The following is a 25,593-nucleotide window of genomic DNA, read 5'->3' as shown; positions in this document are numbered from 1 at the left end:
AAATCAAGCCTCCATTTTTTGTGTACTCAAGGCGCGGTCAAAATGACCGCGCCTTGAAACTTTGGGACACATGTGCATCGCGGCGCAAGGGCGCAATTATTTGCTTGCCAACACCGCTCGTCTCAAGTAAAATACCGCAGGTGTGCCGTAGAGTCGGAAAACTCCGGCACGACGCAGGCGCGAGCTCCCTCCCGAGGGCGCGCCACCGAAGGAGCAAACTGCCGGATCCGGGCTCCCGAGGTGATGATCGGATCCGGCGACACGAAGAGAAAGAACATCGACAATGAGTATCCATTCCGTTACCTGCGCCGTCGGCGCAAATCCCGTCATCATCGAAACCGGCAAAATTGCCCGCCTGGCCGATGGTGCCGTCACCGTACGCTGCGGCGACACCACCGTTCTGGTGACCGTCGTGAGCGCCACCAAGATCAAGGAAGGCCAGACCTTCTTCCCCCTTTCCGTCGAATACAAGGAGAAAGCCGCCGCGGCCGGCATGTTCCCGGGCGGCTACTTCAAGCGCGAGGGACGCCCCACCGAGAAAGAAATCCTCACCTGCCGCATGACGGATCGCCCGCTGCGACCCATGTTCCCCAAGGGCTACTTCTACGAGACGCAGGTCATCACGCTGCTGCTCTCCGCCGACTGTGAGAACGAGCCCGACATCCTGAGCATCAACGGCGCCTCCGCCGCCTGCGTCATCTCCGACCTCCCCTTTGCCGAGCCCGTCGGCGCCGTGCGCGTCGGCCGCATCAACGGCGAATTCATCATCAACCCGACCAACAGCCAGCGCCTTGAATCCGAGCTCGACCTCGTCTACGCCGGCACCAAGGATCAGGTCATCATGATCGAAGGCTCCGCCAAGGAACTGCCCGAAGAAGACTTCATCGCCGCCCTGCACGTCGCGCAGGAGAACGTCGCCAAACTCTGCGCCGCGCAGGAAGAACTGCGCGCCGTCTGCGGCAAGCCCAAGCGCGAATACGAGCTCACCCTCGCCAAGCCCGAACTGCTCGAAATCGGCTACCGGATCGCCGGTGACCGCATTGAAGACGCCATCTACGCGCCCAACAAGATTCAGCGCCAGAAGCAGGTCGGCGCCCTGCGCGACGAGGTTGAAGCCGCCATCAAGGCCGCCCATCCCGAAGCCACCGACTTCGACGTCGAGCAGGTCTTTGAGTACATCCAGAAGAAAGCCTTCCGCATCTCGATCATGGAGCACGACAAGCGCGCCGACGGCCGCGCCATCAAGCAGCTGCGCCCCCTGACCGCCGAAGTCAACGTGCTGCCGCAGGTCGTGCACGGCTCGGCCCTCTTTGCCCGCGGCGAGACCATGTCGATGTGCCTGGCCACCCTCGCCCCCGTCGAAGAGCGCCAGTACATGGACAACTACACCGGCTCCGTGGACGAGAAGCGCTTCATCCTGCACTACAACTTCCCGCCCTTCTCCGTGGGCGACACCGGTCGCTTCGGCGGCCAGAACCGCCGCGAAATCGGCCACGGCGCCCTGGCCGAGCGCTCCATCGCCCCGGTCGTGCCGAGCGAAGAAGAGTTCCCCTACGCCATCCGCGTCTCCTCCGAGATCATGGAGTCCAACGGCTCGACCTCCATGGCCAGCGTCTGCGCCGGCACCATGTCTCTGCTGGCGGCGGGCGTGCCGCTCAAGCGCCCCGTCTCGGGCATCTCCGTCGGCCTCGTCACCGAGTTTGAAAACCCCGGCGACCGCGAGCCTAAGCGCTACAAGACCCTGCTGGACATCATCGGCTCGGAGGACTTCTACGGCGACATGGACTTCAAGCTCTGCGGCTCCGAAGTCGGCGTCACGGGCTACCAGCTCGACCTCAAGCTGCCGGGCATCCCGCTCTACATCCTCGAAGACGCCATTCACCTTGCCCGCAAGGGGCGCCTCGAAGTGCTCGACACCATGAACGCCTGCATCTCCGCCCCGCAGAAGATGAGCCCGAACGCCCCGCGCATCGAGTCCACCACCATCCCGCAGGATCGCATCGGCGAGCTCATCGGCCCGGGCGGCAAGAACATCAAGGCCCTGCAGGCTGAGACCGGCACGGACATCAACATCGAAGAAGACGGCACCGTGCGCATCTACGGCAACCGTCAGGAAGGCGTCGAGCGCGCCCTCTACCTCATCGACCGCATGTTCAAGGAGATCGAAGTCGGCGAGACCTACGAAGGCAAGATCGTCTCCACCAAGGAGTTCGGCGCCTTCATGGAAGTGCTGCCCGGCAAGGACGGCCTCATCCACATCTCCGAACTGGCTGAAGGCCGCACGCAGAAGACGGAAGACGTCGTGCACGTCGGCGATATCGTCACCGCCAAGTGCATCGGCATCGACGACAAAGGCCGCGTGAAGATGTCCATGCGCGCCGCTGCCCGCGACCGCAAGGCCGCCGAAGCCGCCAAGAAGCAGAAGGCTGAGGACGGCGAATAAAGCCGCCTGCCGCACTGCCTGACCATCAAATGCCCCGCCGGACGCAAGCCCGGCGGGGCAATCGTTTGCCCGGGGCAGGGCCGAGCGGCGAGCACGGCCGGGGAAGAGTGCAAATGCAAAAAAAAATGCCCCCCAACACCTTTTTTTGATTGCAAAGCGGCGGATTCTAGTATAGAACTAGTAGCGAACAGTTGCATTTCAACTTACACCATGTGGAAAATCATTATCATCATCGCCGTACTGCTCATCCTGGGCGGCACTTTTGTGTTTAACAAAAACCAGAAGGCCATGGTTATGGACGGCGGCGAAGTTACGACGGTACGGGAGCTGCGCGACGAAGTTGTCAATACGGTCAGAAATACCAAGCGCAACGAGATCGTTCGCACCTACGCTCAGCTGCGCCAAGAGCACTTTGCTGACAAGAAGAAGGGCTACAACCAAGAGAAGGACGAGTTTGACAAAGAACGCAGTCAGACGGAGACCGAGATAGCCGACACCGAGGAGAAAACCCGCCAGACGCAGGAGCAGCTCGATGAGCTGAAACTGGCGCTCAAGAGCGCGGAAGACGCGCTCAATCAGGCCCGCGGCGAGGTTCAGACCATCACGCAGTCGGGCGGCGATTCGGACTCCTCGACCTTTGACTTCGACGCCGTGACGCAGGCCGTCACCGACCTCATGCTCAAGAACGAGGAGCTGCGCGTCGCCATCGACAAGGAAGATCGCACCATCGCGGCTCTGAATGAAGAAACCGACCGCCGCGCGGCGCACAAGAAAGAGCTCGAGGATCTCAACCGCGATCGTCAGGCTCGCCTCTCGCCCGCCGAGCTTGAATGCACGGTGAACTACGTCGACCCGAACTGGGGCTTCGTGCGACTCAACGCCGGCATCAACAAGGGCATCGTGATCGGCTCGCGCCTCGCCGTCATGCGCGGCGACGTCAAGATCTGCGAAATCAACGTCACGAACGTCGAGACCCGCGCTGCGGCCGGTGAAGTCGTGCGCGACACCCTGATGCCTGCCGAATGCGTGAAACCCGGCGACCGCGTCATCGCCGTCCGCAACAACCCCTAAGCTTCACCGTACCTTTTACGTATGAAAATCTCTCATCTCATTGTAGCCCTGCTGGTGCTGGGAATTGGCGGCACGGGTGTATATTACTCGCTGGAGCAGCAGAAGATCATGAAACTTCTCGTCGCCACCCACGGCGGGGTGAACGACTCCGCCGGCCTTCGCAAATCCGCTGAGACCGTCGACGCCGAGCGCGCGCCCGTCACGGCCGAGTGCCAGGACGCCCTCAAGGCCGCCGGCGATGAACTCAAGCTCATGCAGGTGGCTCGCACCCAGCGCAACGAGTCCGAAGTCGTCCTCAACCAGACGAAGGACACCCTGCGCCAGAAGCAGAAAGACCTCGCTGAAGTCGAAGAAGACGTCAAGGAAATGAAGGAGCGCATCACCAACCTTCAGAAGCGCCTTGCGGCTCTGCGCGAGCAGATCCAGAGGTCGGTGCCCTGCGATTGGGACGATGACGCAAGCCTCGTCGAGACCGTCGAGAAACTCAAGGCCTTCGTCCAAGAGCAGATCGAAGTGAACAAGGCCCGCGAGAAGGAATTCGCCGAGAAACAGGTCGTCCGCAAGGCCGCCATCGAGAAGCTCTCCGGCCTCTTGGTCGAACTCAACAAGATTTCGATCATCAACGAAGAATTCTTCGACAACTACTGCAAGAACGACGACGAGTTCGTCATCACGGCGGTCAACCCGCAGTGGAAGTTCGTCGTCTTCCGCGTCCCTGAAAACAGCCGCCTCGTCGCCGGTGACACCACCCCGCTCATCGTGAAGCGCGACGGCCGCAAACTCGTGCGCCTCCGCATCGTCAACATCACGCCGAACAACGAAGTCACGGCGGAATACGATCCGGCCGAGATGCCTGCCGGCGTCACGCCGCAGCCCGGCGACGTCGTCTTCCGCGAGAAGCCGCTCGGCAGCTGACGCAGAGCTCGCACGGCTCAAGCTGTTGTTGTCGCCGCTGCGTCCCGTGGGCGCAGCGGCGCTTCGCATCACCGCGCGGGTGAAAACGCCGAACCCCGGCGCTGCCGAGCGAGCCGCAGCAGCTGCCGACACCCCGCAAGCCTCACTCCTGCACCCCTTCAACATCCGAATCCCTCAACATCCATGAAAAGCGCTTTCAGCCTCCTCGCCCTCCTCCTCGGCAGCGTTCTGCTGCCCTCCTGCACCAAATCCCTGCCGCCTCTGCCCGAGGGCCAGCGCCCCGCCGTCGGCCCCGACGAAGGCAACAAATCGTACAAAGCCTGGAACCGCGGTTCGCACCACGAGAGCGACGCCCTGCTGCCCTTCACCACCCCGCGCCGCTAACGGCGGCAAGACCGCCTCTCCGGCATGAGACGCTCCGAGCGCGCAGCCATCGTCCGCGAAGAACTGCAACGGGCCTTCCCGCATCCCGAAGTCCCGTTGCAGCACCGCGACCCCTTCACCCTGCTCATCGCCGTCATGCTCTCGGCGCAGTGCACCGACGCGCGGGTCAACCAAGTAACCCCGGCCCTCTTCGCCGCCGCGCCCACCCCCGAAGCCATGGCCGCCATGAGCTGGCAGCAAGTGCGCGAATACATCGCCACCTGCGGCCTCACCGAGACCAAAGCGCAGCGCATCGTCGCCGCCTCTCGCCTCATCGTCGAGAAACACGGCGGGCGCGTCCCCGAAAGCTTTGAAGAACTCGAAGCCCTGCCCGGCGTAGGCCACAAAACCGCCTCCGTCGTCATGAACCAAGCCTTCGGGCACCCGGCCTTCCCCGTCGATACCCACATCTACCGCCTCGCGCGGCGCTGGAAACTCAGCCGAGGCACGAGCGTCGAAGCCGTCGAAGCCGACCTCAAAAAAATCTTCCCCCGCAGCAGCTGGGGCGACTTGCACCTGCAAATGGTGCTCTGGGGGCGGAGCTACTGCCCGGCGCGGGGATGCAAGCCGCCCTGTGCCGTCTGCGCGCGCCTCGGGAGCGCCTGATGGCGCACTTTTGCATGATTGTGCTTGACCTTTTGGGCTAAAAGTAGTTTGATAGCTGCCCGTTGCTTCAAGCTATGCTCGTCTCACAACTCAAATCGAAGATTCACCGGGCCATGGTCACCCGCGGCGACGTGGAATACGAGGGCAGTATCGAGATTCCGCAAGATCTCGTCGAAGCCAGCGGACTTTGGCCGGGCGAGAAAGTCCTGGTCGCCTCCGTCACCACAGGCAATCGCTTTGAAACCTACGTGCTGGTCGGCCCTCCCGGAACGGGGCAGATCATCATCAACGGCGGTGCCGCCCATCTCATCAAGCAGGGAGAGCGCGTCGTCATCATGAGCTTCGCTCTCGATGACAAGCCCATCGCGCCCAAGCGCATCATCTGCAACGAACTCAACGAAATCATCGCCTGAAAGCTTTACAAACGCCAAACCATCCGCTACAATACCCGCCATGCTCCTCAACATCTTCGTCTACATCACCTTTGCCCTCCTCCTCATCGACTCGGCTCTGCTGCTGCTCGTCGTCCTCATGCAGCGCCCCAAGCAGGAGGGCCTCGGTGCGGCCTTCGGCTCCCAGATGACTGATCAGGTTTTCGGTGCTCAGACAACGGACGTTCTCAAAAAAGCGACGGCTCTCTTCGGCACGCTCTTCATGATTCTCTGCTTCGTCCTCGGCGTCCTCATGAACGCCCAAGCTGACAAGCGCGGCCTCGGCGAGACCAAGCAGGCGGCCCCCGTCCAGCAGGAGCAGCAGGGCGGTGCCTTCACCGTCTCTGCCGACCCGACCACCGCGCCGACTGTCGACCCGACCACGGCTCCGGCCGCTGAGACCCCCGCCCCCGCCGTGGAGACTCCCGCTCCCGCTGCTGAGACTCCCGCTCCCGCGGCTGAGGTTACTCCGGCTCCGGCCGCTGAGACCCCCGCCCCCGCCGTGGAGACTCCCGCTCCCGCTGCTGAGACTCCCGCTCCCGCTGCTGAGGAGACCCCCACTCCCGCGGCTGAGGTTACTCCGGCTCCGGCCGCTGAGACCCCCGCCCCCGCCGTGGAGACTCCCGCTCCCGCTGCTGAGACTCCCGCTCCGGCCGTTGAGACTCCCGCTCCCGCTGCTGAGGTGGCTCCCGCTCCGGCCGTTGAGACTCCGGCCCCGGCCGCGGAGGAGACGCCTGCTCCGGCGGCGGCTTGACCTTTCATGATTTACGACAGCATCACGCAGCTTTCGCAGTCCGCAAGCACAGGCCCTGTTTTGGGCACTGTGCTTGCCGTGCTTTCGCAGAAGACGGAGAAAACGACGCGGACGGGCAAACCCTACCTCGAACTCAGTTTTGCCGACGTCGCGGCGTCGATCACCATCAAGGTGTGGGACAACGCCGCTTGGCACCCCGCCTGCGCGGCGGCTCAGGTGGCGCGGTGTTACGCCGTCACGGCCAACTGGAGCCTCAGCAATTACGGAATCGAGGCGGCGGAGCTCGACCTGCGCGAGGCGACGCCCGATGAAGAAGCTGCCCTCATGGCCGGCGGAAGCGAATTGCGCGACAAACAACAGAGAGACTGGGAGAGCATTGCCGCCTTGGTCGACAGCATGACGGACCCGCGCCTCCGCGAGCTCTGCCGCGAGGCTCTGACGCGCTACGGCGCCCGCTTCAGGCGCTCGGCGGCCGCGCGAGGCTACCACCACGCCCGCCGCGGCGGCCTCGTCGAGCACGTCGCCGGCGTCATGCGCTGCGGCGATGCCCTTTGCCGCGCCTACCCCGAGCTCAACCGCGACCTCGTGCTCGCGGGCTGCTTCTTTCACGATATCGGCAAGCTCTGGGAAAACTGCTACAACGAGGGCGAACTCGTCATGCCCTATTCCCTGCACGGCGAGCTCCTCGGCCACATTCCGCTGGGCATCGAGCTGGTCAACCGCCTCTGGGGCAAAATCTCGACCCTGCACCGCAGCGAATGGGAGCAGCTTGAGCCGCCCGCCGAACAGGTGCGTCTGCACCTGCTGCACCTCATCGCCGCCCACCACGGCGAACTGCAGTTCGGCTCGCCCGTCGTGCCCAAAACACCCGAGGCCCTCGCCGTCCATTACGCCGACAACATCGACGCCAAGTTTGAAATGTTTCGCGACGCCTACACCACCCAGCCCGAGCTCGCCGACGGCATTCACCAGCGCCGCGCCCCGCTGCCCGGCAACGAAGTCGCTCCGCTTCCGTCCTGCGGCAGCGCCGACGGCACAGCCGCCCCGCAACTCTGAAGACGCGCCATGACCGACGCCGTCCTCAGCCTCATTGCCTGCAGCTCCCTACTCATCTTCTCGCAGCTCAGCCCCGGACCCGACATCTTCTTCGTGCTGCGCACCTCACTGGCTCAGGGCTACCGCGCCGCCATCGCCGTCGCCACCGGCATCAACCTCGGCTTCTGCCTGCAAGCCATCATCGTCTGCACCCTCGGCACGCAGCTCGCCCGCCAGCCTTGGATTTGCTGGGTGCTCGCCGCAGCCGGACTCTGGCTGCTGCACCTCGCGCACGTCATCATGCCGCCCTCGCGCATTCGGGCCCATCTGGCAGCAAGGCGCAGCGGCCGCAGCCAAGAGGCGAGCTCGCCCCTGTTTCAGGACGACGGCGCGCCGCAGCAGCCCCCCGGCACGGCGCGCCTACTGCTGCGCGGCTTCCTCTGCAACATCCTCAACCCCAAATGCATGCTCTTCATCGCCGGCATTAGCATTGAGGCGCTCGCGCGGCACGGCACGCAGCACACTTGGTTTGCGCCGGCCCTCGTGCTCTCGCTAGTCGGGGCGGCGCAGTTGGGCTGGATGCTCTGGAGCGGCCTCATGCAGCTGCCGCGCATGCAGAGGTGGTACGCTCGCAGCGCCTTTGGCATCGATGCCGTCTTTGCCGCTCTGCTCTGGCTTTTCGCCCTCGCGCTCTTCATCCCCCTCCTCAAAGAGGCGTAGGCGCTCATTTTTTAGGACGGGCGCGGGGATTGGTGCTTGCTTTTTCCCGCGAAATGGGGTAGATTAGGCGTGCAAAGACGTTATTGCAACTATGAACGACATTATCACGACAGCATGCAAGTTCGTCACGTCCTCGATCGGCCGCAAAATCCTTGTGGCGCTGACGGGTGCGTGTCTCCTCCTGTTCCTCGTGGGGCACCTCGCCGGCAACATGACCATCTACGGTGGTGATGGCGCCAACCCGGCCGATCCCTCTTGGATCAACGCCTACGCCACGGGGCTGCACGCCATGCCCGCTTGGCTGCTCTGGGCCATCCGCCTCGGCCTTCTTGTGGTGCTCCTGATTCACGTAGTGCTGACTCTCGTGCTCAAGTACGAGAACTACAATGCCCGCACGCACTACCAGAAGGAGGGCACCCTCAAGGCCACGCTCTCCTCGCGCACGATGGTCATCACCGGCTGCATGATCTTCTGCTTCCTGATATTCCACCTCTGGCAGCTCACCTTCAACGGCGACCCTGCCAATTGCTATGATCACATCATCGCCGCCTTCACCAACCCCTGGTGCTCGCTCTTCTACATCGTGGCTATCTGCTGCCTCTTCATGCACGTGCGCCACGGCGTTCAGTCCGTCATGCAGACGCTCGGCCTCTCCACCCGCAAGGTGCGTCCGCTCTACAACATCATTGCCGTCATCTTCGGCATCATTGTCTGCGGCGGCTTCATCACCATCCCCGTGGCCGTGCTGACGGGCTACCTTCAATAACACTCTAACCCTTTCGCCATTATGAACGACATCAAGTTTCCTGAAAGCGACTACATGCCGTCCTCCTGCATTCCGGACGGCCCCATTGAGCAGAAGTGGACCAAGTACAAGCGCGAAGCTAAGCTCATCAACCCGAACAACCGCCGCAAGTACACGGTGCTGATCGTCGGTTCGGGTCTCGCCGGCGGCTCGGCCGCGGCCACACTCGCCGAGCTCGGCTACAACGTCAAGTGCTTCTGCTATCAGGACAGTCCTCGCCGCGCCCACTCCATCGCCGCTCAGGGCGGTATCAACGCCGCTCACAACTATCAGAATGACGGCGACTCGGTCTATCGCCTCTTCTACGACACCGTCAAGGGCGGCGACTTCCGCGCCCGCGAGGCCAACGTCTACCGCCTCGCCGAAGTCTCCTGCAACATCATCAACCAGTGCGTCGCTCAGGGCGTGCCCTTCGGCCGCGAATACGGCGGCCTGCTTGACAACCGCTCCTTCGGCGGCGCCCAGCTCAAGCGCACCTTCTACAGCCGCGGGCAGACCGGCCAGCAGCTGCTGCTCGGCTGCTACCAGGCCATGGAGAAGGAAATCGGCAAGGGCCACATCGAGATGCACACCCGCACCGAAATGATGGATCTCGTCGTCGTCGACGGCCACGCCAAGGGCATCGTCGTGCGCGACCTCGTCACGGGTGAAATCAAGAGCTATGCGGGCGACACCGTTTTGCTTGCCACGGGCGGCTACGGCCGCGTGTTCTTCCTGTCCACCAACGCCATGGGCTGCAACGTGGGCGCCGCCTGCGCCTGCTGGAAGAAAGGCGCCTACTTCGCCAACCCCTGCTTCACGCAGATTCACCCCACCTGCATCCCCGTCAAGGGCGACTACCAGAGCAAGCTCACGCTCATGTCGGAGTCTCTCCGCAACGACGGCCGCATCTGGGTGCCCAAGAGCCGCGAGGTCGCCGAGAAGATCCGCAAGGGCGAGATGAAGCCCTCCGACGTCGCCGAGGGCGATCGCGACTACTATCTGGAGCGCAAGTACCCCTCTTTCGGCAACCTCGCCCCGCGAGACATCTCGTCGCGCGCCGCCAAGGAAGCCTGCGATGACGGTCGCGGCGTTGCAGCGACGGGTCGCGGCGTCTTCCTCGACTTCAAGGATGCGATTGATCGCATGGGCAAGGACTGGATCGACGGCCAGTACGGCAACCTCTTCGAGATGTACGAAGAGATCACAGACGTTGACCCGCACGAGCAGCCGATGATGATCTACCCGGCCTCTCACTACACCATGGGCGGTCTCTGGGTGGACTACAACCTCATGTCGACCATCCCGGGTCTGCACGTGCTCGGCGAGGCCAACTTCTCGGATCACGGCGCGAACCGCCTTGGTGCTTCCGCCCTCATGCAGGGTCTCTCCGACGGTTACTTCGTCATCAGCTCGACGCTGCCGACCTACCTCACCACGCAGAAGCCCGGCTCCGTCACCACGGCAGCTCCCGAGTTCAAGGAGGCCGAGGAGGCCGTGAAGGCCCGCATCGCCAAGATCATGGACGTCAAGGGCAACAAGAGCCCCGATGAGATTCACCGCGAGCTTGGCAAGCTCATCTGGGAGGACGTCGGCATGGGCCGCACGAAGGAATCGCTCATGGACGCCATCGAGAAGATTCCGGCCATCCGCGATGAATTCTGGAAGAACGTCAAGGTTGTGGGCAGCACGGAGGGCATCAACATGGAGCTGGAGAAGGCATGGCGCGTGGCCGCCTTCCTCGACTTCGCCGAGGTGCTCTGCTATGACGCTCTCAACCGCGAAGAGTCCTGCGGCGCCCACTTCCGTTTGGAGCACCAGCTGCCCGACGGCGAGGCCAAGCGCGACGACGAGAACTTCGCCTACGTCGCCTGCTGGGAGTACACGGGCACGGGCAACCTGCCCATCCTCCACAAGGAGCCGCTGACCTTCGACAACGTGCATCTCGCCATCCGTTCCTACAAGTAAAGCAACGATCAACCCTTCATTTCTCAGAACACTATGGCCAATCTCAATCTCACTCTCAAGGTCTGGCGCCAAGAGAACGCCCAGGCTCAGGGCCGCATCGAAACCTACGAGGCTCACGACATCCCCGAGGAGGCTTCCTTCCTCGAGATGCTGGACATCGTCAACGAGGGGCTCGTGCACGAGGGCAAAGAGCCGATTCACTTCGACCACGACTGCCGCGAAGGCATCTGCGGCATGTGCTCTCTAACCATCAACGGCGTGCCGCACGGCGGCAAAAAGGTGACCACCTGCCAGCTGCACATGCGTCAGTTCCGCGACGGTGACACGATCTGGATCGAGCCCTTCCGTGCGAAAGCCTTCCCGCTGCTGCGCGACCTCATGGTTGACCGCACGGCACTTGACAACATCATTGCCGCGGGCGGCTTCATCGACGTGCGCACGGGCGCGGCGCCGAACGCCAACAACATGCCGGTGCGCAAAAAGACGGCTGACGCCGCCTTCGACGCGGCGGCCTGCATCGGCTGCGGCGCCTGCGTGGCGAGCTGCAAGAACAGCTCGGCCATGCTCTTCACCTCGGCCAAGGCTGCTCACCTCAATCTGCTGCCGCAGGGCCAGCCGGAGAAGAACAAGCGCGTGCTCGCCATGGTGCGCCAGATGGATGCACTGGGCTTCGGCAACTGCACCAACCAGTACGAGTGCGAAGCCGCCTGCCCGAAGGGTATCTCGGTTGACAACATCGCCAAGCTGAACCGCGACTACATGCTCGCTTGTGCAGCTGAGGCCGTGGGTGTCTTCTCCTGATCGCCCCGATCATGTTTCAGGGCCGGGTGGTGCGCCACCCGGCCCTTGTCGTACCCGCGCATCACGAGCCCTGAGGCGACCATGCACTTTTACATCGTTACACCCTGTTTCAACGCTCTTTCATGGCTGGCGCGCTGCGTGCGCTCGGTGGCTGATCAGGTGTCACCGGGTGTCACCGTGCATCACCACGTGCAGGACGGCCGTTCGAGCGACGGCACGCGCGAGTGGCTGGAGCAATGGCAGCGCGAGCACAAAGGGCAGCCCGGCTACCGCTTCAGCTTCGAGAGCGCGCCGGATGGCGGCATGTACGACGCCATCAACCGCGCGTGGGAGGCTCTGCCGCCCGAGGCGGACGTCACCGCCCACCTCAACGCGGATGAGCAGTACCTGCCGGGCGCGCTGGCAGCCGTTGCCGAGCGCATGGAGAAGCGACCCGCGGCCGACATCGCCGTGGGCTCCTATCTCGTGCTCGACAAGCATTACCGCTACATCTGCCACCGCCGCACCTCCCTGCTCAGCGCGACCTTCAGCCGCGTGATCTGCCAGATCATCACCTGCGCCTGCTTTCACCGCACCGAAGCCTTCCGCCGCCGCCGCGTCCGCTTTGACACGAGCTACCGATCGCTGGCGGATCTCATCTTTTACCGCGACACACTGGCGGCCGGAGCCCGCGTGATGCTCATGCCCGGCCTGATCACAAGCGCCTTCGTCGTCACCGGCGGCAACCTGTCGTGGTCGGTCGTGACCGAGCAAGAGCGCGAACGGCTCTTCGCCGAGCAGCCCCCTTGGCTGAGACGGCTGGCACCGCTCCTGCTCAAACTCAACAACGCCCAGTACCTGATCTGCGATTGCTTCTGTGAGAAACCGAAGCGCTACGAAGTCTACTGCGGCGAAGACCGCACGCGCAGCCTCTTCGCCATACGCCGCCCCACCGTGCGCTGGGGCATGCGCACCGAGGGCGAGCGAGACGCCTGATGCCGCGCCCCGCCGCCCGTCGCCCTGCCGCTCCGGCGAGCATTTGTTTGGCGGGCCGAGCTTGACTTCTCCGCCCCCGCGCGTATAATATCCGCGTGAACACGCGCAGCGGCAGAACCGATTGCGGAGATAGCCCCGACCCCCGAAACGAACGCAGCCGCCGATACTCCGCCGACGGCAAGAGACCCGAGCGCCGCATCGAGCGCCGCTTCGCGCGCAGCGATGCGGCAAGCCGCATGCCCGGCAACGCTCGCAACGCATCGGCAGCTCCGCATCGCGAAGCCCCGCAGCGCCGCGAAGCCCCCGAAGGCAGCGAGCAGTGGCTGAGCCCTTGGGTGCAGCTCAAATACTTCACCTACAACCCCGCCGTCTTCCCGCGCATGCTCGGTGCCGTCAGCCCCGATGCCGAGGCCGGCGGCCTCATCAACGTCTACGACAAAAACGGCGAGCTCTTCGGCGGCGGCACGTGGAACCCCCGCAGCCGCACCCCGCTGCGCATGATGCGCCACGGCAGCGAGCCCCTCGGCGAAGCCGATCTCGAAGAAGCCCTCCGCCGCGCCGTCGCTTGGCGCCGCGAAAGCTGCCGGCTCGATGAGGTCAGCAACGCCTACCGCGTCATCCACGGAGACTCCGACGGCCTCGGCGGCCTCATCGTCGATCGCTACGCCGACGTGCTCAGCCTCGAAGTGAGCACGCTGGGCGTCTGGCAGCGCCTCGGCCGCTGGCTGCCCCTGCTGCACGAGCTCTGCGGCACCTCGCGCCACGTCATCACCGTCGACGAAGCCGTCGCGCGCATGGAGGGCATCGACCGCGACACGGCACCGCCGAGCGCCCCCGTCGGCAAAGTCCGCATCGTCGAGCACGGCGTCAACTTCGAAGTCGACTTCGTCCAAGGCCACAAGACCGGCTTCTTCTGCGACCAGCGCGACAACCGCCTCAAACTCGCCGGCCTTGCGCGCGGCAAGAGCCTGCTGGACCTCTGCTGCTACTCGGGCGGCTTCTCGATTCAGGCGCGCCTGCACGGTGCCGCCGACGTCACGGCCGTCGACCTCGACGAGAAAGCCATCGCCATGGCGAAGCGCAATGCGAACCTCAATGCTGAGGGCGGCCCTCTGCGGATTGACTTCGTGCATGCCGACGCCTTCGTCTATGCCCGCCAGATGGTGCGCAACGGCAGGAGCTTCGACATCGTGCTGCTCGACCCGCCCAAGTTCGTGCTCGGACGCGATGAGGAAAAGGAGGAGGGCCTTCGCAAGTATCATGACCTCAACATGCTCGGCCTGCAATGCGTCAAGCGCGGCGGCCTCTTCGTCACCTGCTCCTGCTCGGGGCTCGTCAGCCCCGCCGAGTTTGAAAAAGTCGTCATCAAAGCCGCGCAGCGCCTCGGCAGGCGCTTGCAGATTCTCGAAATGACCGGCCCCGGCTGGGATCACCCCTTCCTCTCCACCTACCCCGAAGGGCGCTACCTCAAGGTCCTCTGGGCACGCGTCATCAGCTGATGCCGAGCCCGCCCGACGCACCCCTCACGATGGTTTTGCGATATGATTAACACACTGGCGATTTCCCTCACTCTGGCACTCGTGCTGGGCATGCTCTCGCAGAAGGTGCGCCTCTCGCCTATCATCGGCTATTTGCTGGCGGGCATCATCGCCGCGCAGTGCTGGGGCGATTCGCTCGACCACGAACTCGTCGAAGACTTCTCGCACATCGGCGTCGTCCTCCTGCTCTTCGGCGTCGGCCTGCAGTTTCACTTCAAAGACCTCGTCGCCGTCCAGAAAGTCGCCGTGCCCGGCGCCATCATGTGCATGGGCATGCGCACCCTGCTGGGCACCCTCACCTGCATGCTGCTGGGCGGCGCCATGGGCTTCACCATGACGGGCTGCGTCATGTTCGGCCTCTGCTGCTGCGTCTCCAGCACCGTCGTCCTCACCCGCGTGCTGGCCGATAACCGCATCCTGCAAACGCCCTCCGGACACCTTGCTCTCGGCATGCTCGTCGTGGAGGACATTTTCACCATCGTGCTGCTCGTGCTCATGCCCGTCATCTTCGGCGACAAACCGCTGCTGGAATCGCTGCTCTGGATGGTCGTCAAACTCGGGCTGCTCGTGCTCTGCGTCGCCTACGTCGGGCGCCGCATCATCGGCCGCGTGCTCACCTACGTCTCGCGCTTTGCCTCCGGCGAGCTCTTCACCCTGGCCGTGCTCGTCTTCGCCCTCGGCATTGCCTCCCTCTCCGCCTACGTCTTCGATGCCTCGATGGAGTTCGGCGCCTTCCTCTCGGGCATGGTCGTCGGGCAGAGCAAGTTCTCGGCGCGTGCCGCCAGCGACGCTCTGCCGATGCGCGACGCCTTCGCCGTGCTCTTCTTCGTGTCGGTCGGCATGGGCTTCCACTGGGAGGGCATGATCGAATACTGGCCCATGGCGCTGGGCACCGTCCTGCTGACGCTGCTGGCACCCATCGCCGCCTACATCGCCATCCGCATGCTCAAGCGCCCCTTCCGCATGGCGATGCAGGTATCAGCCTCCCTCTCGCAGCTCGGCGAATTCTCGTTCATCCTCGCCACGCTGGCCTCCACCCAGTATGACGTCTTGCCCCGCGAGGCTGCCAACATCATCACCGGCGCTGCCATCATCACCATCACCCTCAACGCTGCCTTCTACCGCTTCGTGCCCGCCTTGATCCGCGCGATGGAGAAGCGCGGCGTCGGCGACCCCCGCCACGAGGAGCTCGACAACGTGCCCGAGCCGCAGGAAGACCGCCACCGCGTGATTGTCGTCGGCTACGGCCCCTGCGGCGAGCTCTGCACCAAGGCGCTGCTCGACAACGACGTCGACGTCGTTGTCATCGAAATGAACGTCAACACCGTGCAGCGCCTCATGAAGTGCGGCATCCCCGCCATGCACGGCGATGCCGCCCGCCGCGACATCCTCAAACTCGCCGGTGTTGAGCAAGCCGTCAGCATCATCATCACCACCCCGGCGGCACCCGCTGCGGATATCGCCTCGATGGCGCGCAGCCTCAACCCGAAGATTCAAGTGCTGGCGCACACGACTTACCTGAGCGTTGCGGAAGCCCTGAAGCGTTCGCTCAAGGATGACGTCGAGGTGTTCTCCGGCGAGCACGAGGTCGCGCTGACCATGTTTGCCCACCTGCTGCGCAGCCAGCACGCCACCGAAGAGCAAATCAGCCGCGAGCTCGAGCGTACCCGAAACGAGCTCACGGGCGGCCGCCCGACCGCCGAGGCCTGAGCCGGCGGCCTTCCCGTATCCCGCTCGGCCTTCGCCACGCCTCGCAGGCTGCGCCCTCCGCGCACCCTGCACGCTGCGTTTTCCCGAGCAGCCGCCCCGCACGCTCGTTTTGCACGCCTGCGCGGCTCGCCTACGGACACCCGAGCCCGTGCACGTCCCGCACGTCCCGCACGTCCCGCACGTCCCGCACTCCCCGCGCTCCTCGCACTCCTCGTGACTTCGAGACTTCGAGACTTCGAGACTTCGAGACTTCGCAACTTCGCGCTCTTGGGGCGAGCGCGGCGGCATCTTTCATGCTTGAGGCGCCCCGGACTCTGTGATAGGATGGAGCGATGAAACGAAACATGTGGCGCCCGCAGACGGCGGGCATGGCTCTCCTCCTGCTGATGGCGCCTATGGCCGCCCAAGAGAGCTTCGGAGCCTCCCCGGAACAACGCCCCGCTGATCGGGCAGAGACGACGGAGGAGCGCCTTCAGCGGGCGGGCGGCGCCCTGCTGAATTTGGCGCTCGACCGACTCAGCGAACGACAGGACAAGAAAGCGAAAGCCCGCGCGGCGCAGGAAGGGGGCGCCGCCGCAGGTGCCGAGCCGAGCGCCGGGAACGCGCCCGTGCAGGACCCCGATCGCCCGCCGAAGTGGAGCCTGATGCGCGACCGCATGATCGAGACGCTCGTCGGCGAGACGCTTGATGTGCAGGCAGGCGAGAGCCCCTCCGATTGGCTGGCGCGCGTGCTTCGCGAGACGCTCGACATTGTTGTGCATGACTACAACGAGTACTTCAAGAACGAGGGCCGCGCCTACACGCGCGAGCTGAGCGAAAGCTTTGTGAACCGCGTGCGCGAGGATGAGAAAATCAGCGCCGCGCTCTTCTCCGTGCAACTGCTCTGCTGGAGCGTCATCATCTATCTGACCATCGTCACGCTCTTCATGCTCGTCTACGTCCGGCTCATCAACTCCCGCCAGAAGCAGCTGCTGCAAGCCTTCACGGCGGCGCAGAAACGCTCCGAGCAGCCGGAACAGAGCCCCGAAAAGCCCTGAGCCACTCAGACGGCTCAGCCGGCCCTGTGAGCGCGGAGCCCTATGAGAGCGCGGAGAACTCTGCGTGAGCTCTGCGAGAACTCTTGTGAAGCTCCGCGAGAGCCGGGAAGGCCCTCATGGGCTGCGGGCCCCGAAGCAGCCGATCCTCCGCTCGCGAGCCTCTTCCCTGAGCGGACGGCAAAAGCGAAAGCAGCGAGCTCGTTGAGGCTCGCTGCTTTCGCTTTGCTGCGTGCCGCGCTCCGGCGGCGGGTGCGGGGCAGGGGGGCTTCAGCTGTGCCCGGCCAGCTCGCTGAGCAGCTTGCAGTGAATACCGCCGAAGCCGCCGTTGCTCATCACCAGCAGCACGTCGCCGGGGTGAGCCCGCCCCACCACGTGGCTGACAATATCATCGACATTGGCGGCGACGTAGCAATCCTTGCCCATGGCGCGAATCTCCTCGGCGAGCGACTGCTCATCGAGGCGCTGATCCTCGGGCACCTTGCGCAGCCGCTCAATCGGCGAGAGTACCACCATGCAAGCCTCGCTGAGCGCCGCCGCGAGCTCGTGCTGGAAAATGTTGCGGGAGGTCGTATTGCTGCGCGGATCGAAAATCGCCCAGACGCGGCGATTCGGGAAGCGCTTGCGGACGCTCTCAATCGACGCGCTGATCGCCGTCGGATGGTGCGCGAAATCGTCGATCACCGTCACGCCGTTCACGGTGCCGCGCAGCTCTTGGCGGCGAGCCACGCCCTCGAAGAACCCCAGAGCCTCGCGAATCTGATCCGGCGTCAGCCCGGCGAAGCGAGCCGCGCAGATGGCCATGGCCGCATTGCGGACGTTGCAGGCGCCGACCATGGGGACGCGGTAGGGCTCACCGCCCAGCGTAAAGGTGCTGCCGTCCGGCTGCTCGTCAATATCGGCAATCACCACGTCCGCATCCGCGCTGAGACCCACGGACGTCGTGCGAACCATGCTGAGCTCTTTGGCGGCGTGGGCGCGCACCTCGAGGCAGTTCGGACAGTCGGCATTCAGAAAGACCATGCCGCTGCTCGGCACCACGCGCAGCAGGCGCTTGAAGGAGAGCTTGATCTCGTCCACATTCGCATAAATATCCGCGTGATCCATCTCAATGTTGTTGATGATGACCACCTCGGGCAGGTAGTGGAGAAACTTCGAGCGCTTGTCAAAAAAAGCCGTATCGTACTCATCGCCCTCCAGCACGCAGAACTCGGAATCCGTAAAGCGGCCGCCGCGATCGAGATTGCGGGCGATGCCGCCGATCATGAAGCTGGGGTTGAGGCCGTTGTGCTCCATGAACCAAGTCAGCATCGACGTCGTCGTTGTCTTGCCGTGCGTGCCCGTCACCACGTAATTGTGCCGCCCTCGCAAAAAGAACTCCTTGAGCGTTTCGGGCAGACTCAGGAAGTGCAGGTGGCGGTTGAGCACCTCTTCGACCTCCTCATTGCCGCGGCTCATCGCATTGCCGATCACGATCAGATCGGCCTCGGCGGGAATATTCTCCGCCTTGTATCCCTGCGTGACGCGGATACCCTCAGACTCCAGAAAGGTCGACATCGGCGGGTACGCATGGTCATCCGTTCCCGAGACCTCATAACCCCGCTTCGCCATCGCAGAGGCAACAGCCCCCATGGCGGTGCCACAAATTCCGATAAAGTGAACGTGCTTCATGGTGTACGTGTGTACGCGTGCGCGCAGAGCTTATCTTAGATGGGGCATTTTGGCAAGCTAAATGTGTTTGGGCCTCCATGCCCGAAGCTCGATTCGGATGCGCGATGCCTTCGCGCCGACCGGGTGACAGCCGGCCCCTGCGTGCGCATGGCCGAGGCGGCCTGCTCCTCCCCGAAGCCGCGGGGCAGGTGTGGCGCTGCGGATGCCGCGACACATATAAACATTGACACGCGCGCGTACGCGCGTATAATAGCCCGACATATGACTGACAACACGACGCCTCCCGCAGATCCCGAACTGGCGGTCACGGGGGCCCAGCAGGAGTACGGTGCGGCCCAGATTGACAAGCTGGAAGGGCTGGAAGCAGTCCGCAAGCGCCCCGGTATGTACATCGGAGACCCCGACGAGCGAGGCTTGCACCACTGCGTATTTGAAGTTCTGGACAACTCCATCGACGAACACCTCGCCGGCTATTGCAGCCGCATCGAGATTCGCATCCACGTCGACGGCTCCATCTCCGTCATCGACAACGGCCGCGGCATCCCGGTGGACATCCACCCGAAGTTCGGCATCCCCGCCGTCGAGCTCGTGCTGACCAACCTGCACGCCGGCGGCAAGTTCGGGCAGGGCGCCTACAAATACTCCGGCGGCCTGCACGGCGTGGGCGCCAAGTGCGTCAACGCCCTCTCCGACTGGTTCAAGGCCGAAGTGCGCCGCGACGGCAAGCGCCACGTCATCACCTTTGAGCGCGGGCGCACGAAAGACAAGCTGCACGTCATCGGCAGCTGCCCCGCCAACCAGACCGGCACCGCCATCACCTTTTTGCCCGATCCGACCATCTTCACCGACACGGTCGAGTTCCGCTTCGAGCGTCTCGCCGGCCGCCTGCGCGAGCTCGCCTTCCTCAACCCCGGCCTCATCATCCGCCTCGTCGATGAACGCACCCAGCCCGAGCATACGGAGACCTTCCTGTACAAGGACGGCATCCGCGAGTACGTCCGCCAGCTCGGCGAGGCCAAGACCCTCATCACCCCCGAGCCCATCAGCATCTCGGGCATCCGCCACATCGAGGTCGAATACGACGGCAAGAAGATGGAGGACGACGTCATCGTCGACGTCGTGCTGCAATACAACGACAGCTACCAAGACCAAATCCTCTGCTTTGCCAACTCCATCTTCAACGGCGACGGCGGCACGCACCTCTCGGGCTTCCGCAGTGCGCTGACGCGCGCCGTCAACGCCTACGCCAAGGCCAACAACCTGCTCAAGGACAAAGACCCCAACCTCACGGGCGAAGACGTGCGCGAGGGCCTTGTGGCCGTCATCAGCGTCAAGATGCCCAACCCCCGCTTCTCCAGCCAGACGAAGGACAAACTCGTCAATACGGAAATCGAGGGCGTCGTCAGCGGCGTCGTTTACGAAGAGCTCAAGGAGTACTTCGAGGAGAACCCCTCCATGGCCCGCGCCATCATCGAGAAGTGCCTCACGGCCTCCCGCGCGCGCGAAGCCTCGCGCAAGGCTCGCGAAGCCGTCCGCAAGAGCGCCATGAGCATCGGCGGCGGCTTGCCCGGCAAGCTCTCCGACTGCTCGAACCGCGACCCGTCGCAGTGCGAGCTCTTCATCGTCGAGGGTGACTCCGCAGGCGGCTCGGCCAAGATGGGGCGCGACCGCCGCACGCAGGCCATTCTGCCGTTGCGCGGCAAGATTCTCAACGTCGAGAAAGCCCGCTTGGACAAGGCGCTGAGCAGCGAGATGATTCAGAACATCATCACCGCCATCGGCACCGGCATCGGCGACGGCGAGAGCGAAGGCTCCTTCGACCTCAGCAAGGCGCGCTACCACAAGATCATCCTCATGGCTGATGCGGACGTCGACGGCGCACACATCTGCACCCTGCTGCTCACGCTCTTCTGCCGCCACATGCCGCAGCTCGTGCGCGCGGGCTACCTCTACATCGCCCAGCCGCCGCTCTACCGCGTGCGCTACCGCAAGACCGAGCAGTTCGTGCAGGACGACGTGCAGCTCAACCGCCGACTCATCGCGCTGGGCGCGGGAGACGTCACCCTGCGCCGCAGCGACGGCAGCCGCGAGTACGACGCCGACACCCTCATGGCTATCCTCGAGACGCTCATCGGCCTGCAGAAATACGAGCAGAGCGTGGCTCGCCACGGCGGCAACTTCCGCGACCTGCTGCGCCACCGCAACGCCAACGGCAGCTTCCCCGAGTACCTCGTCAAGGTGCGCTGCGGCAACGAAGAAGAGGTGCTCTACTTCCCGACCATGGAAGAGCTCACCGCCTACTCCGACGCCAACCCCGACCTCTTCCTCTTCGGCGAGCCGAGCGATGAAGAACTGGCCGCCCACCCGCTGCCCGTGCGCGAAGGCCCCAGCCGCCGCGCCCTGCTGCACGAACTCCACGAGGTGCACGCCATCCGCCGCGTCATGAGCCGGCTCGAAGAGCTGGGGATTCCCGGCGACTGCCTGCTCAGCGACGACGCCCCGCTCTTTGAAGTCGCGGAGGGCGCACGCAACAGCGTCACCCCCGTCTTCTTCGTCGGCGACATCCTCGACAAAGTGCTCGAAATCGGCCGCCGCAACGTCACCATCACCCGCTTCAAGGGCTTGGGCGAAATGAGCGCCAAAGACCTCTACAGCACGACGATGGACCCCGAGACGCGCGAGCTGCTGCGCGTGCGCCTCGACGACAGCAACGCCGTTGAGGCCGACAAGATGTTCACCATCCTCATGGGTGACATGGTCGAGCCGCGCCGCCGCTTTATCGAGGACAACGCCCTCAACGTCCGCAACCTCGACGTCTGATCCCGGCAGCCTTGCGCATGCCACCTCACAACTTTAATCACAAGACAGCTTCATGAACGAAATGCGAATCCGGCCCGTCGACGTCGCGGAAGAAATGTCCCGCAGCTTCCTCGACTACTCGATGTCGGTCATCATCTCCCGCGCTCTGCCCGACGTGCGCGACGGCCTCAAGCCCTCGCAGCGCCGCGTGCTCTTCGCCATGCGAGAGCTCGGGCTCAGCCCCTCGAAACCCACCATCAAGTGCGGCAAAATCGTCGGTGACACCATCGGTAACTACCACCCGCACGGCGACCAGTCCGCCTACGGCACGCTGGTGACCATGGCGCAGCCCTGGAACATGCGCGACGTGCTGGTCGACGGGCAGGGCAACTTCGGCACCCCCGAAGGCGACCCCCCCGCCGCCATGCGATACACCGAGGCGCGCCTCAGCGCCTTGGGCGTGGCGCTGATGGACGAGCTGGACAAGGAGACGGTGGACTTTCAGCCCAACTACGACAACCGCCTCGAAGAGCCCGTCGTCTTCCCCGGCGCCTTCCCGAACCTGCTGGTCAACGGCGGCACCGGCATCGCCGTCGGCATGGCCACCAACATGCCCCCGCACAACCTCGGCGAAGTCGTCGACGGCATCTGCGCCTACATCGACAACCAGCACATCACCGCCGAGCAGCTGCGCGCCTACATCAAGGGGCCGGACTTCCCCACGGGCGGCTACATCCTCGGCTTCAAGGGCATCGACAGCTACTTCCGCACCGGCCACGGCAGCGTGCGCATGCGCGGCAAGATTGAGACCGTCACGGGCGAGAACGGCCGCGACTTCCTGCACATCACCGACGTGCCCTACGGCGTCAACCGCGCCGAGCTCCAGAAGCGCATCGCCGAGCTCGACCGCGACAAGGTCATCACGGACATCGCGGGCATGCGCGACCTGACCGACTACATCGAAATCGAGCTCAAGCGCGACGCTCGCCCGCAGGTCGTCATCAACCAGCTCTACAAACTCACGAGCCTCGAGACGAGCTTTGCCGTCAACATGCTGGCGATTCACGAGAACCGCCCGAAGCTGCTGACGATGCGCGACGCCATCCGCTTCTACGTCGAACACCGCCGCGAAGTCGTCATGCGCCGCACGCGCTACCTGCTTCGCAAGGCCGAAGAGCGCGCCGAAGTGCTCGAAGCCTACCTCATCGCCCTCGCGAATCTCGACGAGTTCATCCGCATCATCCGCGACTCCAAGAACCGCGACGATGCCCGCAACCGCCTCATGGAGTACCGCTACCCCGTGAAGCTCGCCGAAGGACTCGGCATCCTCATTCACGAGCAACCCTCGGTGCAGGGCGAGCTCTACGTCTTCACCGAGCGGCAGGTCAACGCCATCCTCGACCTGCGCCTCTACCAGCTCACGGCTCTCGAGAGCGACAAGCTCACCACCGAGTACAACAGCCTGCTGGAGCAGATCAAGGACTACCTCGACATCATCGCCAGTGAGGCTCGCGTGCTCGGCATCGTCAAAGACGAGCTGCGCGCCATCAAGGCCAAGTACGCCACGCCGCGCATGACGCACATCATCCCCTTCGAGGGCGACATGTCCATCGAAGACCTCATCCCGAATGACTCGATGATCGTGACCATCACGCACAGCGGCTACATCAAGCGCACCAACTCCGACGAATACCGCCTGCAGAGCCGCGGCGGCAAGGGGGTGAAGGCCGCCACGACGAAGAGCCGCAAGGACGAGAAGGACTACGTCGAGCACCTCTTCGCCGCGCAGAATCACGACTACATCATGTTCTTCACGAACACCGGGCGCGTCTACGTCGAGCGCGTCTACGAGATTGATGAGGCCGCTCGCAGCGCCCAAGGTCGCTCGATCAAAAACCTGCTTGACCTCCAGCCCGGCGAGCGCATCGCCGCCATCCTGCGCCTCGAGCGCCGCGTCGATGAGAACGGCAAGGATGTCACCTTCGGCGAGGGCTCGGGCAACGTGGTCTTTGCCACGCGCGACGGCACGGTCAAGAAGACCGCGCTGGTCGACTTCGCCAACTACCGCAAGGCCGGCATCATCGCCATCAACCTCGAGGAGGGCAACAGTCTTGTCAACGCCGAGCTGACCGACGGGCAGCAGCAGGTCGTGCTCGTCACGCACGAAGGCATGAGCATCCGCTTCAGCGAGGATGACATGCGTGCTCAGGGGCGCAACACGATCGGCGTGCGCGGCATCAAGCTGCGCGAGGGCGACTACGTGGTGGCGCTCGCGGTGGTGCGCGACGATGCAACGCTGCTGGTTGTTTCGGAGAACGGCCTCGGCAAGCGCACCGGCTTCGATGAATACCGCGTGCAGAGCCGCGGCGGCATCGGCCTCAAGACCATGAACTGCACGGAGAAGACCGGCCTCGTCGTCAACGCGACGACGGTGACGGACGAGGACGAGCTGATGATCATGACGACGGGCGGTCAGTCCGTCCGCCTCAAGGTCAACAGCATCCGCGAGACGGGCCGCGCCACGCAGGGCGTGAAGCTCATCACGCTGGACAACGAGAAGGACAGCATTCAGGATATCTCCCTCGTCATCCCCGATGATGAAGAGGAGGGCTCCGGCGATGCCGCCGCTGACGGTGAGGGTGAAGCCGGCCCCGGCGGTGAGCTCGCTGCCGATGGCTCCGACGCCGCAGGTGACGCCGCGGACGAGGGCGGGGCTTCGGGAGAGTCTCCTGTCGGCGAGTGAGCCTTGCAGACGCCTGACGGAACCGGGTCGCGGTCGCCTTAGCGGCGATCGCGACCCGCTTTTTTTCGCGGAGAGAGCCGCGCTTTTGTCTTGACGCAGGGGGGCGGCCGTGTTAGCCTGCGAGGATGAAACATATGATAGGGACATGCTCCTTGCTGTTGTTGCTCTCGGCCTCCGTCTCTGCTCAGGAGGCGCCGCAGGCGGCTCCTGCTCCGAAAGCTGCCGCTGCGGAAGCGGGTGCGCCCGAAGGGCCTTACAAGGAGGAGTTGGAGCTGCTCAGCCGCCATCCCTCGGCGGCCGTGCGCCACAGCTATGAGTTGTTGACTCGGGGGCAGTGCAGCATGGCGGATGTCTGGCAGACGGAGGAGCGCTGGATTGATATGAAGCTGCGCTACGGGTGCAGTGCGGTCGAGCGCGAATCGCTGCTGACGCGCCTGTTGGTCAACTTGCGGCATCAGCAGATGCTCGTTCTGGTCTCCAGCCATTACGACCCCGCAGCTCTGGCGGCTCCCGCTCCCGCCCTCAGTGACAAAATCGAGGCCGCCGAGCACGCCCTTCGCGAACTGCGCAGCTTGGAGAATGCCGAGCCCGCCGCCGAGAAGTCCGGCAGAAACAGGCGCGGCTCCGCCGGCTCGAAGTAAACAGAGGCGCAGCGGCGCGAGCCGCGGTTGAGGTACGAGTGCCCGTGCGCGGTAAGCCCGTGCGGGGCGCTCGGGCGCGGGCTGTGCCGTGCTTGAGCTCACCGCTCGGGAGCTCCTCCGCGCGGCGCGGCCGGGGCGTGCGCGGGGAATTGCTCGGCGACCTGCGCGGCGGATGAGCCTGCGGCCGGAGCCGCGTGCGCGGCGAGTTGCGGAGCGGCGTGCGCGGCGGATGCGGGGTGGATGGGAGTGTGCCCGAGGCGGTGTGTGCGGCGGGTGGGAGTGCGGCAAGAGCCGCGTGCGCGGCGAATTGCGGAGCGGCGTGCATGCCGGATCGGCGGCGGATAGCGGGCGGATGGCGCGGCGGTGTGTGCGGAAGGTGATTCGGTGTTGCTATCTGTGAGCCAGGGCAGACGCATTAGAAAAACAGTGTAGACATAGAGAGAAGGATAGGCGTGGATATTCGCTTAGGAATTCAACATCAGCGTGTTACTGTAATATATTTATTTTCTTGAACTTATATACAAAATATGC

The 25,593-nt window shown here is 64.2% G+C and carries 20 protein-coding genes; 19 read left to right on the top strand and 1 reads right to left on the bottom strand.

Annotated elements, in window-relative coordinates:
- The first annotated feature begins 283 nt into the window (after nt 1–283).
- The 16 genes from AC6UAL_RS08175 to AC6UAL_RS08100 all read left to right on the top strand — a co-directional run bounded on the left by AC6UAL_RS08175 (nt 284) and on the right by AC6UAL_RS08100 (nt 17,211).
- Nucleotides 284–2,443 carry a polyribonucleotide nucleotidyltransferase gene (locus AC6UAL_RS08175; protein ID WP_500682886.1) on the top strand — a complete coding sequence of 720 codons (2,160 nt, stop codon included), beginning with the start codon at nt 284–286 and terminating at the stop codon, nt 2,441–2,443.
- Between the two features lie 210 nt (nt 2,444–2,653).
- The gene (locus tag AC6UAL_RS08170; RefSeq protein ID WP_500682885.1) at nt 2,654–3,514 is read left to right on the top strand and encodes a hypothetical protein; all 861 of its coding nucleotides are present in this window, start codon (nt 2,654–2,656) and stop codon (nt 3,512–3,514) included.
- Nucleotides 3,515–3,535: 21 nt separating this feature from the next.
- A complete protein-coding gene (locus AC6UAL_RS08165; protein WP_500682884.1) occupies nt 3,536–4,429 on the top strand; it encodes a hypothetical protein in 894 nt (297 codons plus the stop codon).
- 183 nt (nt 4,430–4,612) lie between these two features.
- Nucleotides 4,613–4,813 carry a hypothetical protein gene (locus AC6UAL_RS08160; RefSeq protein WP_500682883.1) on the top strand — a complete coding sequence of 67 codons (201 nt, stop codon included), beginning with the start codon at nt 4,613–4,615 and terminating at the stop codon, nt 4,811–4,813.
- Nucleotides 4,814–4,837: 24 nt separating this feature from the next.
- Nucleotides 4,838–5,458, top strand: a complete 621-nt coding sequence (gene nth / locus AC6UAL_RS08155) for an endonuclease III (RefSeq protein ID WP_500682882.1) — start codon at nt 4,838–4,840, stop codon at nt 5,456–5,458.
- Nucleotides 5,459–5,532: 74 nt separating this feature from the next.
- Nucleotides 5,533–5,871: an aspartate 1-decarboxylase gene (locus AC6UAL_RS08150; protein WP_500682881.1), complete on the top strand. Its 339-nt coding sequence runs from the start codon at nt 5,533–5,535 to the stop codon at nt 5,869–5,871.
- Between the two features lie 40 nt (nt 5,872–5,911).
- Nucleotides 5,912–6,643: a preprotein translocase subunit SecG gene (secG, locus tag AC6UAL_RS08145; RefSeq protein WP_500682880.1), complete on the top strand. Its 732-nt coding sequence runs from the start codon at nt 5,912–5,914 to the stop codon at nt 6,641–6,643.
- A gap of 69 nt (nt 6,644–6,712) precedes the next feature.
- Complete coding sequence (locus AC6UAL_RS08140) at nt 6,713–7,699, top strand: HD domain-containing protein (RefSeq protein ID WP_500682887.1); 987 nt, start codon at nt 6,713–6,715, stop codon at nt 7,697–7,699.
- Nucleotides 7,700–7,708: 9 nt separating this feature from the next.
- Nucleotides 7,709–8,398, top strand: a complete 690-nt coding sequence (locus AC6UAL_RS08135) for a LysE family translocator (protein WP_500682879.1) — start codon at nt 7,709–7,711, stop codon at nt 8,396–8,398.
- 91 nt (nt 8,399–8,489) lie between these two features.
- Entirely contained in the window at nt 8,490–9,164 is a 675-nt protein-coding gene (locus AC6UAL_RS08130; RefSeq protein WP_500682878.1) for a succinate dehydrogenase cytochrome b subunit, read from the top strand.
- Nucleotides 9,165–9,185: 21 nt separating this feature from the next.
- Nucleotides 9,186–11,150: a fumarate reductase/succinate dehydrogenase flavoprotein subunit gene (locus AC6UAL_RS08125; RefSeq protein ID WP_500682877.1), complete on the top strand. Its 1,965-nt coding sequence runs from the start codon at nt 9,186–9,188 to the stop codon at nt 11,148–11,150.
- A gap of 33 nt (nt 11,151–11,183) precedes the next feature.
- The gene (locus tag AC6UAL_RS08120; protein WP_500682876.1) at nt 11,184–11,951 is read left to right on the top strand and encodes a succinate dehydrogenase/fumarate reductase iron-sulfur subunit; all 768 of its coding nucleotides are present in this window, start codon (nt 11,184–11,186) and stop codon (nt 11,949–11,951) included.
- 81 nt (nt 11,952–12,032) lie between these two features.
- Complete coding sequence (locus AC6UAL_RS08115; protein ID WP_500682875.1) at nt 12,033–12,926, top strand: glycosyltransferase; 894 nt, start codon at nt 12,033–12,035, stop codon at nt 12,924–12,926.
- A 95-nt stretch (nt 12,927–13,021) separates the two neighbouring features.
- Complete coding sequence (locus AC6UAL_RS08110) at nt 13,022–14,425, top strand: class I SAM-dependent rRNA methyltransferase (protein WP_500682874.1); 1,404 nt, start codon at nt 13,022–13,024, stop codon at nt 14,423–14,425.
- Nucleotides 14,426–14,467: 42 nt separating this feature from the next.
- Complete coding sequence (locus AC6UAL_RS08105) at nt 14,468–16,174, top strand: cation:proton antiporter (RefSeq protein ID WP_500682873.1); 1,707 nt, start codon at nt 14,468–14,470, stop codon at nt 16,172–16,174.
- Between the two features lie 332 nt (nt 16,175–16,506).
- Nucleotides 16,507–17,211, top strand: a complete 705-nt coding sequence (locus tag AC6UAL_RS08100) for a hypothetical protein (protein ID WP_500682872.1) — start codon at nt 16,507–16,509, stop codon at nt 17,209–17,211.
- A gap of 267 nt (nt 17,212–17,478) precedes the next feature.
- Here AC6UAL_RS08100 and mpl read toward each other — a convergent pair whose 3' ends face one another.
- Entirely contained in the window at nt 17,479–18,879 is a 1,401-nt protein-coding gene (gene mpl / locus AC6UAL_RS08095; protein ID WP_500682871.1) for a UDP-N-acetylmuramate:L-alanyl-gamma-D-glutamyl-meso-diaminopimelate ligase, read from the bottom strand.
- A 261-nt stretch (nt 18,880–19,140) separates the two neighbouring features.
- Between mpl and gyrB the strand changes: the two genes are divergently transcribed.
- The 3 genes from gyrB (at nt 19,141) to AC6UAL_RS08080 (ending at nt 25,062) form a co-directional block, all read left to right on the top strand.
- Nucleotides 19,141–21,699 carry a DNA topoisomerase (ATP-hydrolyzing) subunit B gene (gyrB, locus tag AC6UAL_RS08090; protein ID WP_500682870.1) on the top strand — a complete coding sequence of 853 codons (2,559 nt, stop codon included), beginning with the start codon at nt 19,141–19,143 and terminating at the stop codon, nt 21,697–21,699.
- Nucleotides 21,700–21,751: 52 nt separating this feature from the next.
- Nucleotides 21,752–24,421 (top strand): DNA gyrase subunit A, encoded by a 2,670-nt coding sequence (gyrA, locus tag AC6UAL_RS08085; RefSeq protein ID WP_500682869.1) that lies wholly within the window; start codon nt 21,752–21,754, stop codon nt 24,419–24,421.
- Between the two features lie 125 nt (nt 24,422–24,546).
- On the top strand, nt 24,547–25,062 hold the full coding sequence (locus AC6UAL_RS08080; protein ID WP_500682868.1) for a hypothetical protein: 516 nt from the start codon (nt 24,547–24,549) through the stop codon (nt 25,060–25,062).
- Nucleotides 25,063–25,593 lie beyond the last annotated feature (531 nt).

Source organism: Candidatus Parakkermansia intestinigallinarum (assembly GCF_944389695.1).
GTDB lineage: Bacteria > Verrucomicrobiota > Verrucomicrobiia > Verrucomicrobiales > Akkermansiaceae > Akkermansia > Akkermansia intestinigallinarum.
This window is presented reverse-complemented; position numbering and strand designations above follow the sequence as displayed.

Excerpts from the sequence above, each read along its gene's own strand:
- AC6UAL_RS08175 (WP_500682886.1), top strand. The coding sequence starts at position 284 with ATGAGTATCCATTCCGTTACCTGCGCCGTCGGCGCAAATCCCGTCATC.
- AC6UAL_RS08170 (WP_500682885.1), top strand. The coding sequence starts at position 2,654 with ATGTGGAAAATCATTATCATCATCGCCGTACTGCTCATCCTGGGCGGC.
- AC6UAL_RS08165 (WP_500682884.1), top strand. The coding sequence starts at position 3,536 with ATGAAAATCTCTCATCTCATTGTAGCCCTGCTGGTGCTGGGAATTGGC.
- AC6UAL_RS08160 (WP_500682883.1), top strand. The coding sequence starts at position 4,613 with ATGAAAAGCGCTTTCAGCCTCCTCGCCCTCCTCCTCGGCAGCGTTCTG.
- nth (WP_500682882.1), top strand. The coding sequence starts at position 4,838 with ATGAGACGCTCCGAGCGCGCAGCCATCGTCCGCGAAGAACTGCAACGG.
- AC6UAL_RS08150 (WP_500682881.1), top strand. The coding sequence starts at position 5,533 with ATGCTCGTCTCACAACTCAAATCGAAGATTCACCGGGCCATGGTCACC.
- secG (WP_500682880.1), top strand. The coding sequence starts at position 5,912 with ATGCTCCTCAACATCTTCGTCTACATCACCTTTGCCCTCCTCCTCATC.
- AC6UAL_RS08135 (WP_500682879.1), top strand. The coding sequence starts at position 7,709 with ATGACCGACGCCGTCCTCAGCCTCATTGCCTGCAGCTCCCTACTCATC.
- AC6UAL_RS08130 (WP_500682878.1), top strand. The coding sequence starts at position 8,490 with ATGAACGACATTATCACGACAGCATGCAAGTTCGTCACGTCCTCGATC.
- AC6UAL_RS08125 (WP_500682877.1), top strand. The coding sequence starts at position 9,186 with ATGAACGACATCAAGTTTCCTGAAAGCGACTACATGCCGTCCTCCTGC.
- AC6UAL_RS08120 (WP_500682876.1), top strand. The coding sequence starts at position 11,184 with ATGGCCAATCTCAATCTCACTCTCAAGGTCTGGCGCCAAGAGAACGCC.
- AC6UAL_RS08115 (WP_500682875.1), top strand. The coding sequence starts at position 12,033 with ATGCACTTTTACATCGTTACACCCTGTTTCAACGCTCTTTCATGGCTG.
- AC6UAL_RS08105 (WP_500682873.1), top strand. The coding sequence starts at position 14,468 with ATGATTAACACACTGGCGATTTCCCTCACTCTGGCACTCGTGCTGGGC.
- AC6UAL_RS08100 (WP_500682872.1), top strand. The coding sequence starts at position 16,507 with ATGAAACGAAACATGTGGCGCCCGCAGACGGCGGGCATGGCTCTCCTC.
- mpl (WP_500682871.1), bottom strand. The coding sequence starts at position 18,879 with ATGAAGCACGTTCACTTTATCGGAATTTGTGGCACCGCCATGGGGGCT.
- gyrB (WP_500682870.1), top strand. The coding sequence starts at position 19,141 with ATGACTGACAACACGACGCCTCCCGCAGATCCCGAACTGGCGGTCACG.
- gyrA (WP_500682869.1), top strand. The coding sequence starts at position 21,752 with ATGAACGAAATGCGAATCCGGCCCGTCGACGTCGCGGAAGAAATGTCC.
- AC6UAL_RS08080 (WP_500682868.1), top strand. The coding sequence starts at position 24,547 with ATGAAACATATGATAGGGACATGCTCCTTGCTGTTGTTGCTCTCGGCC.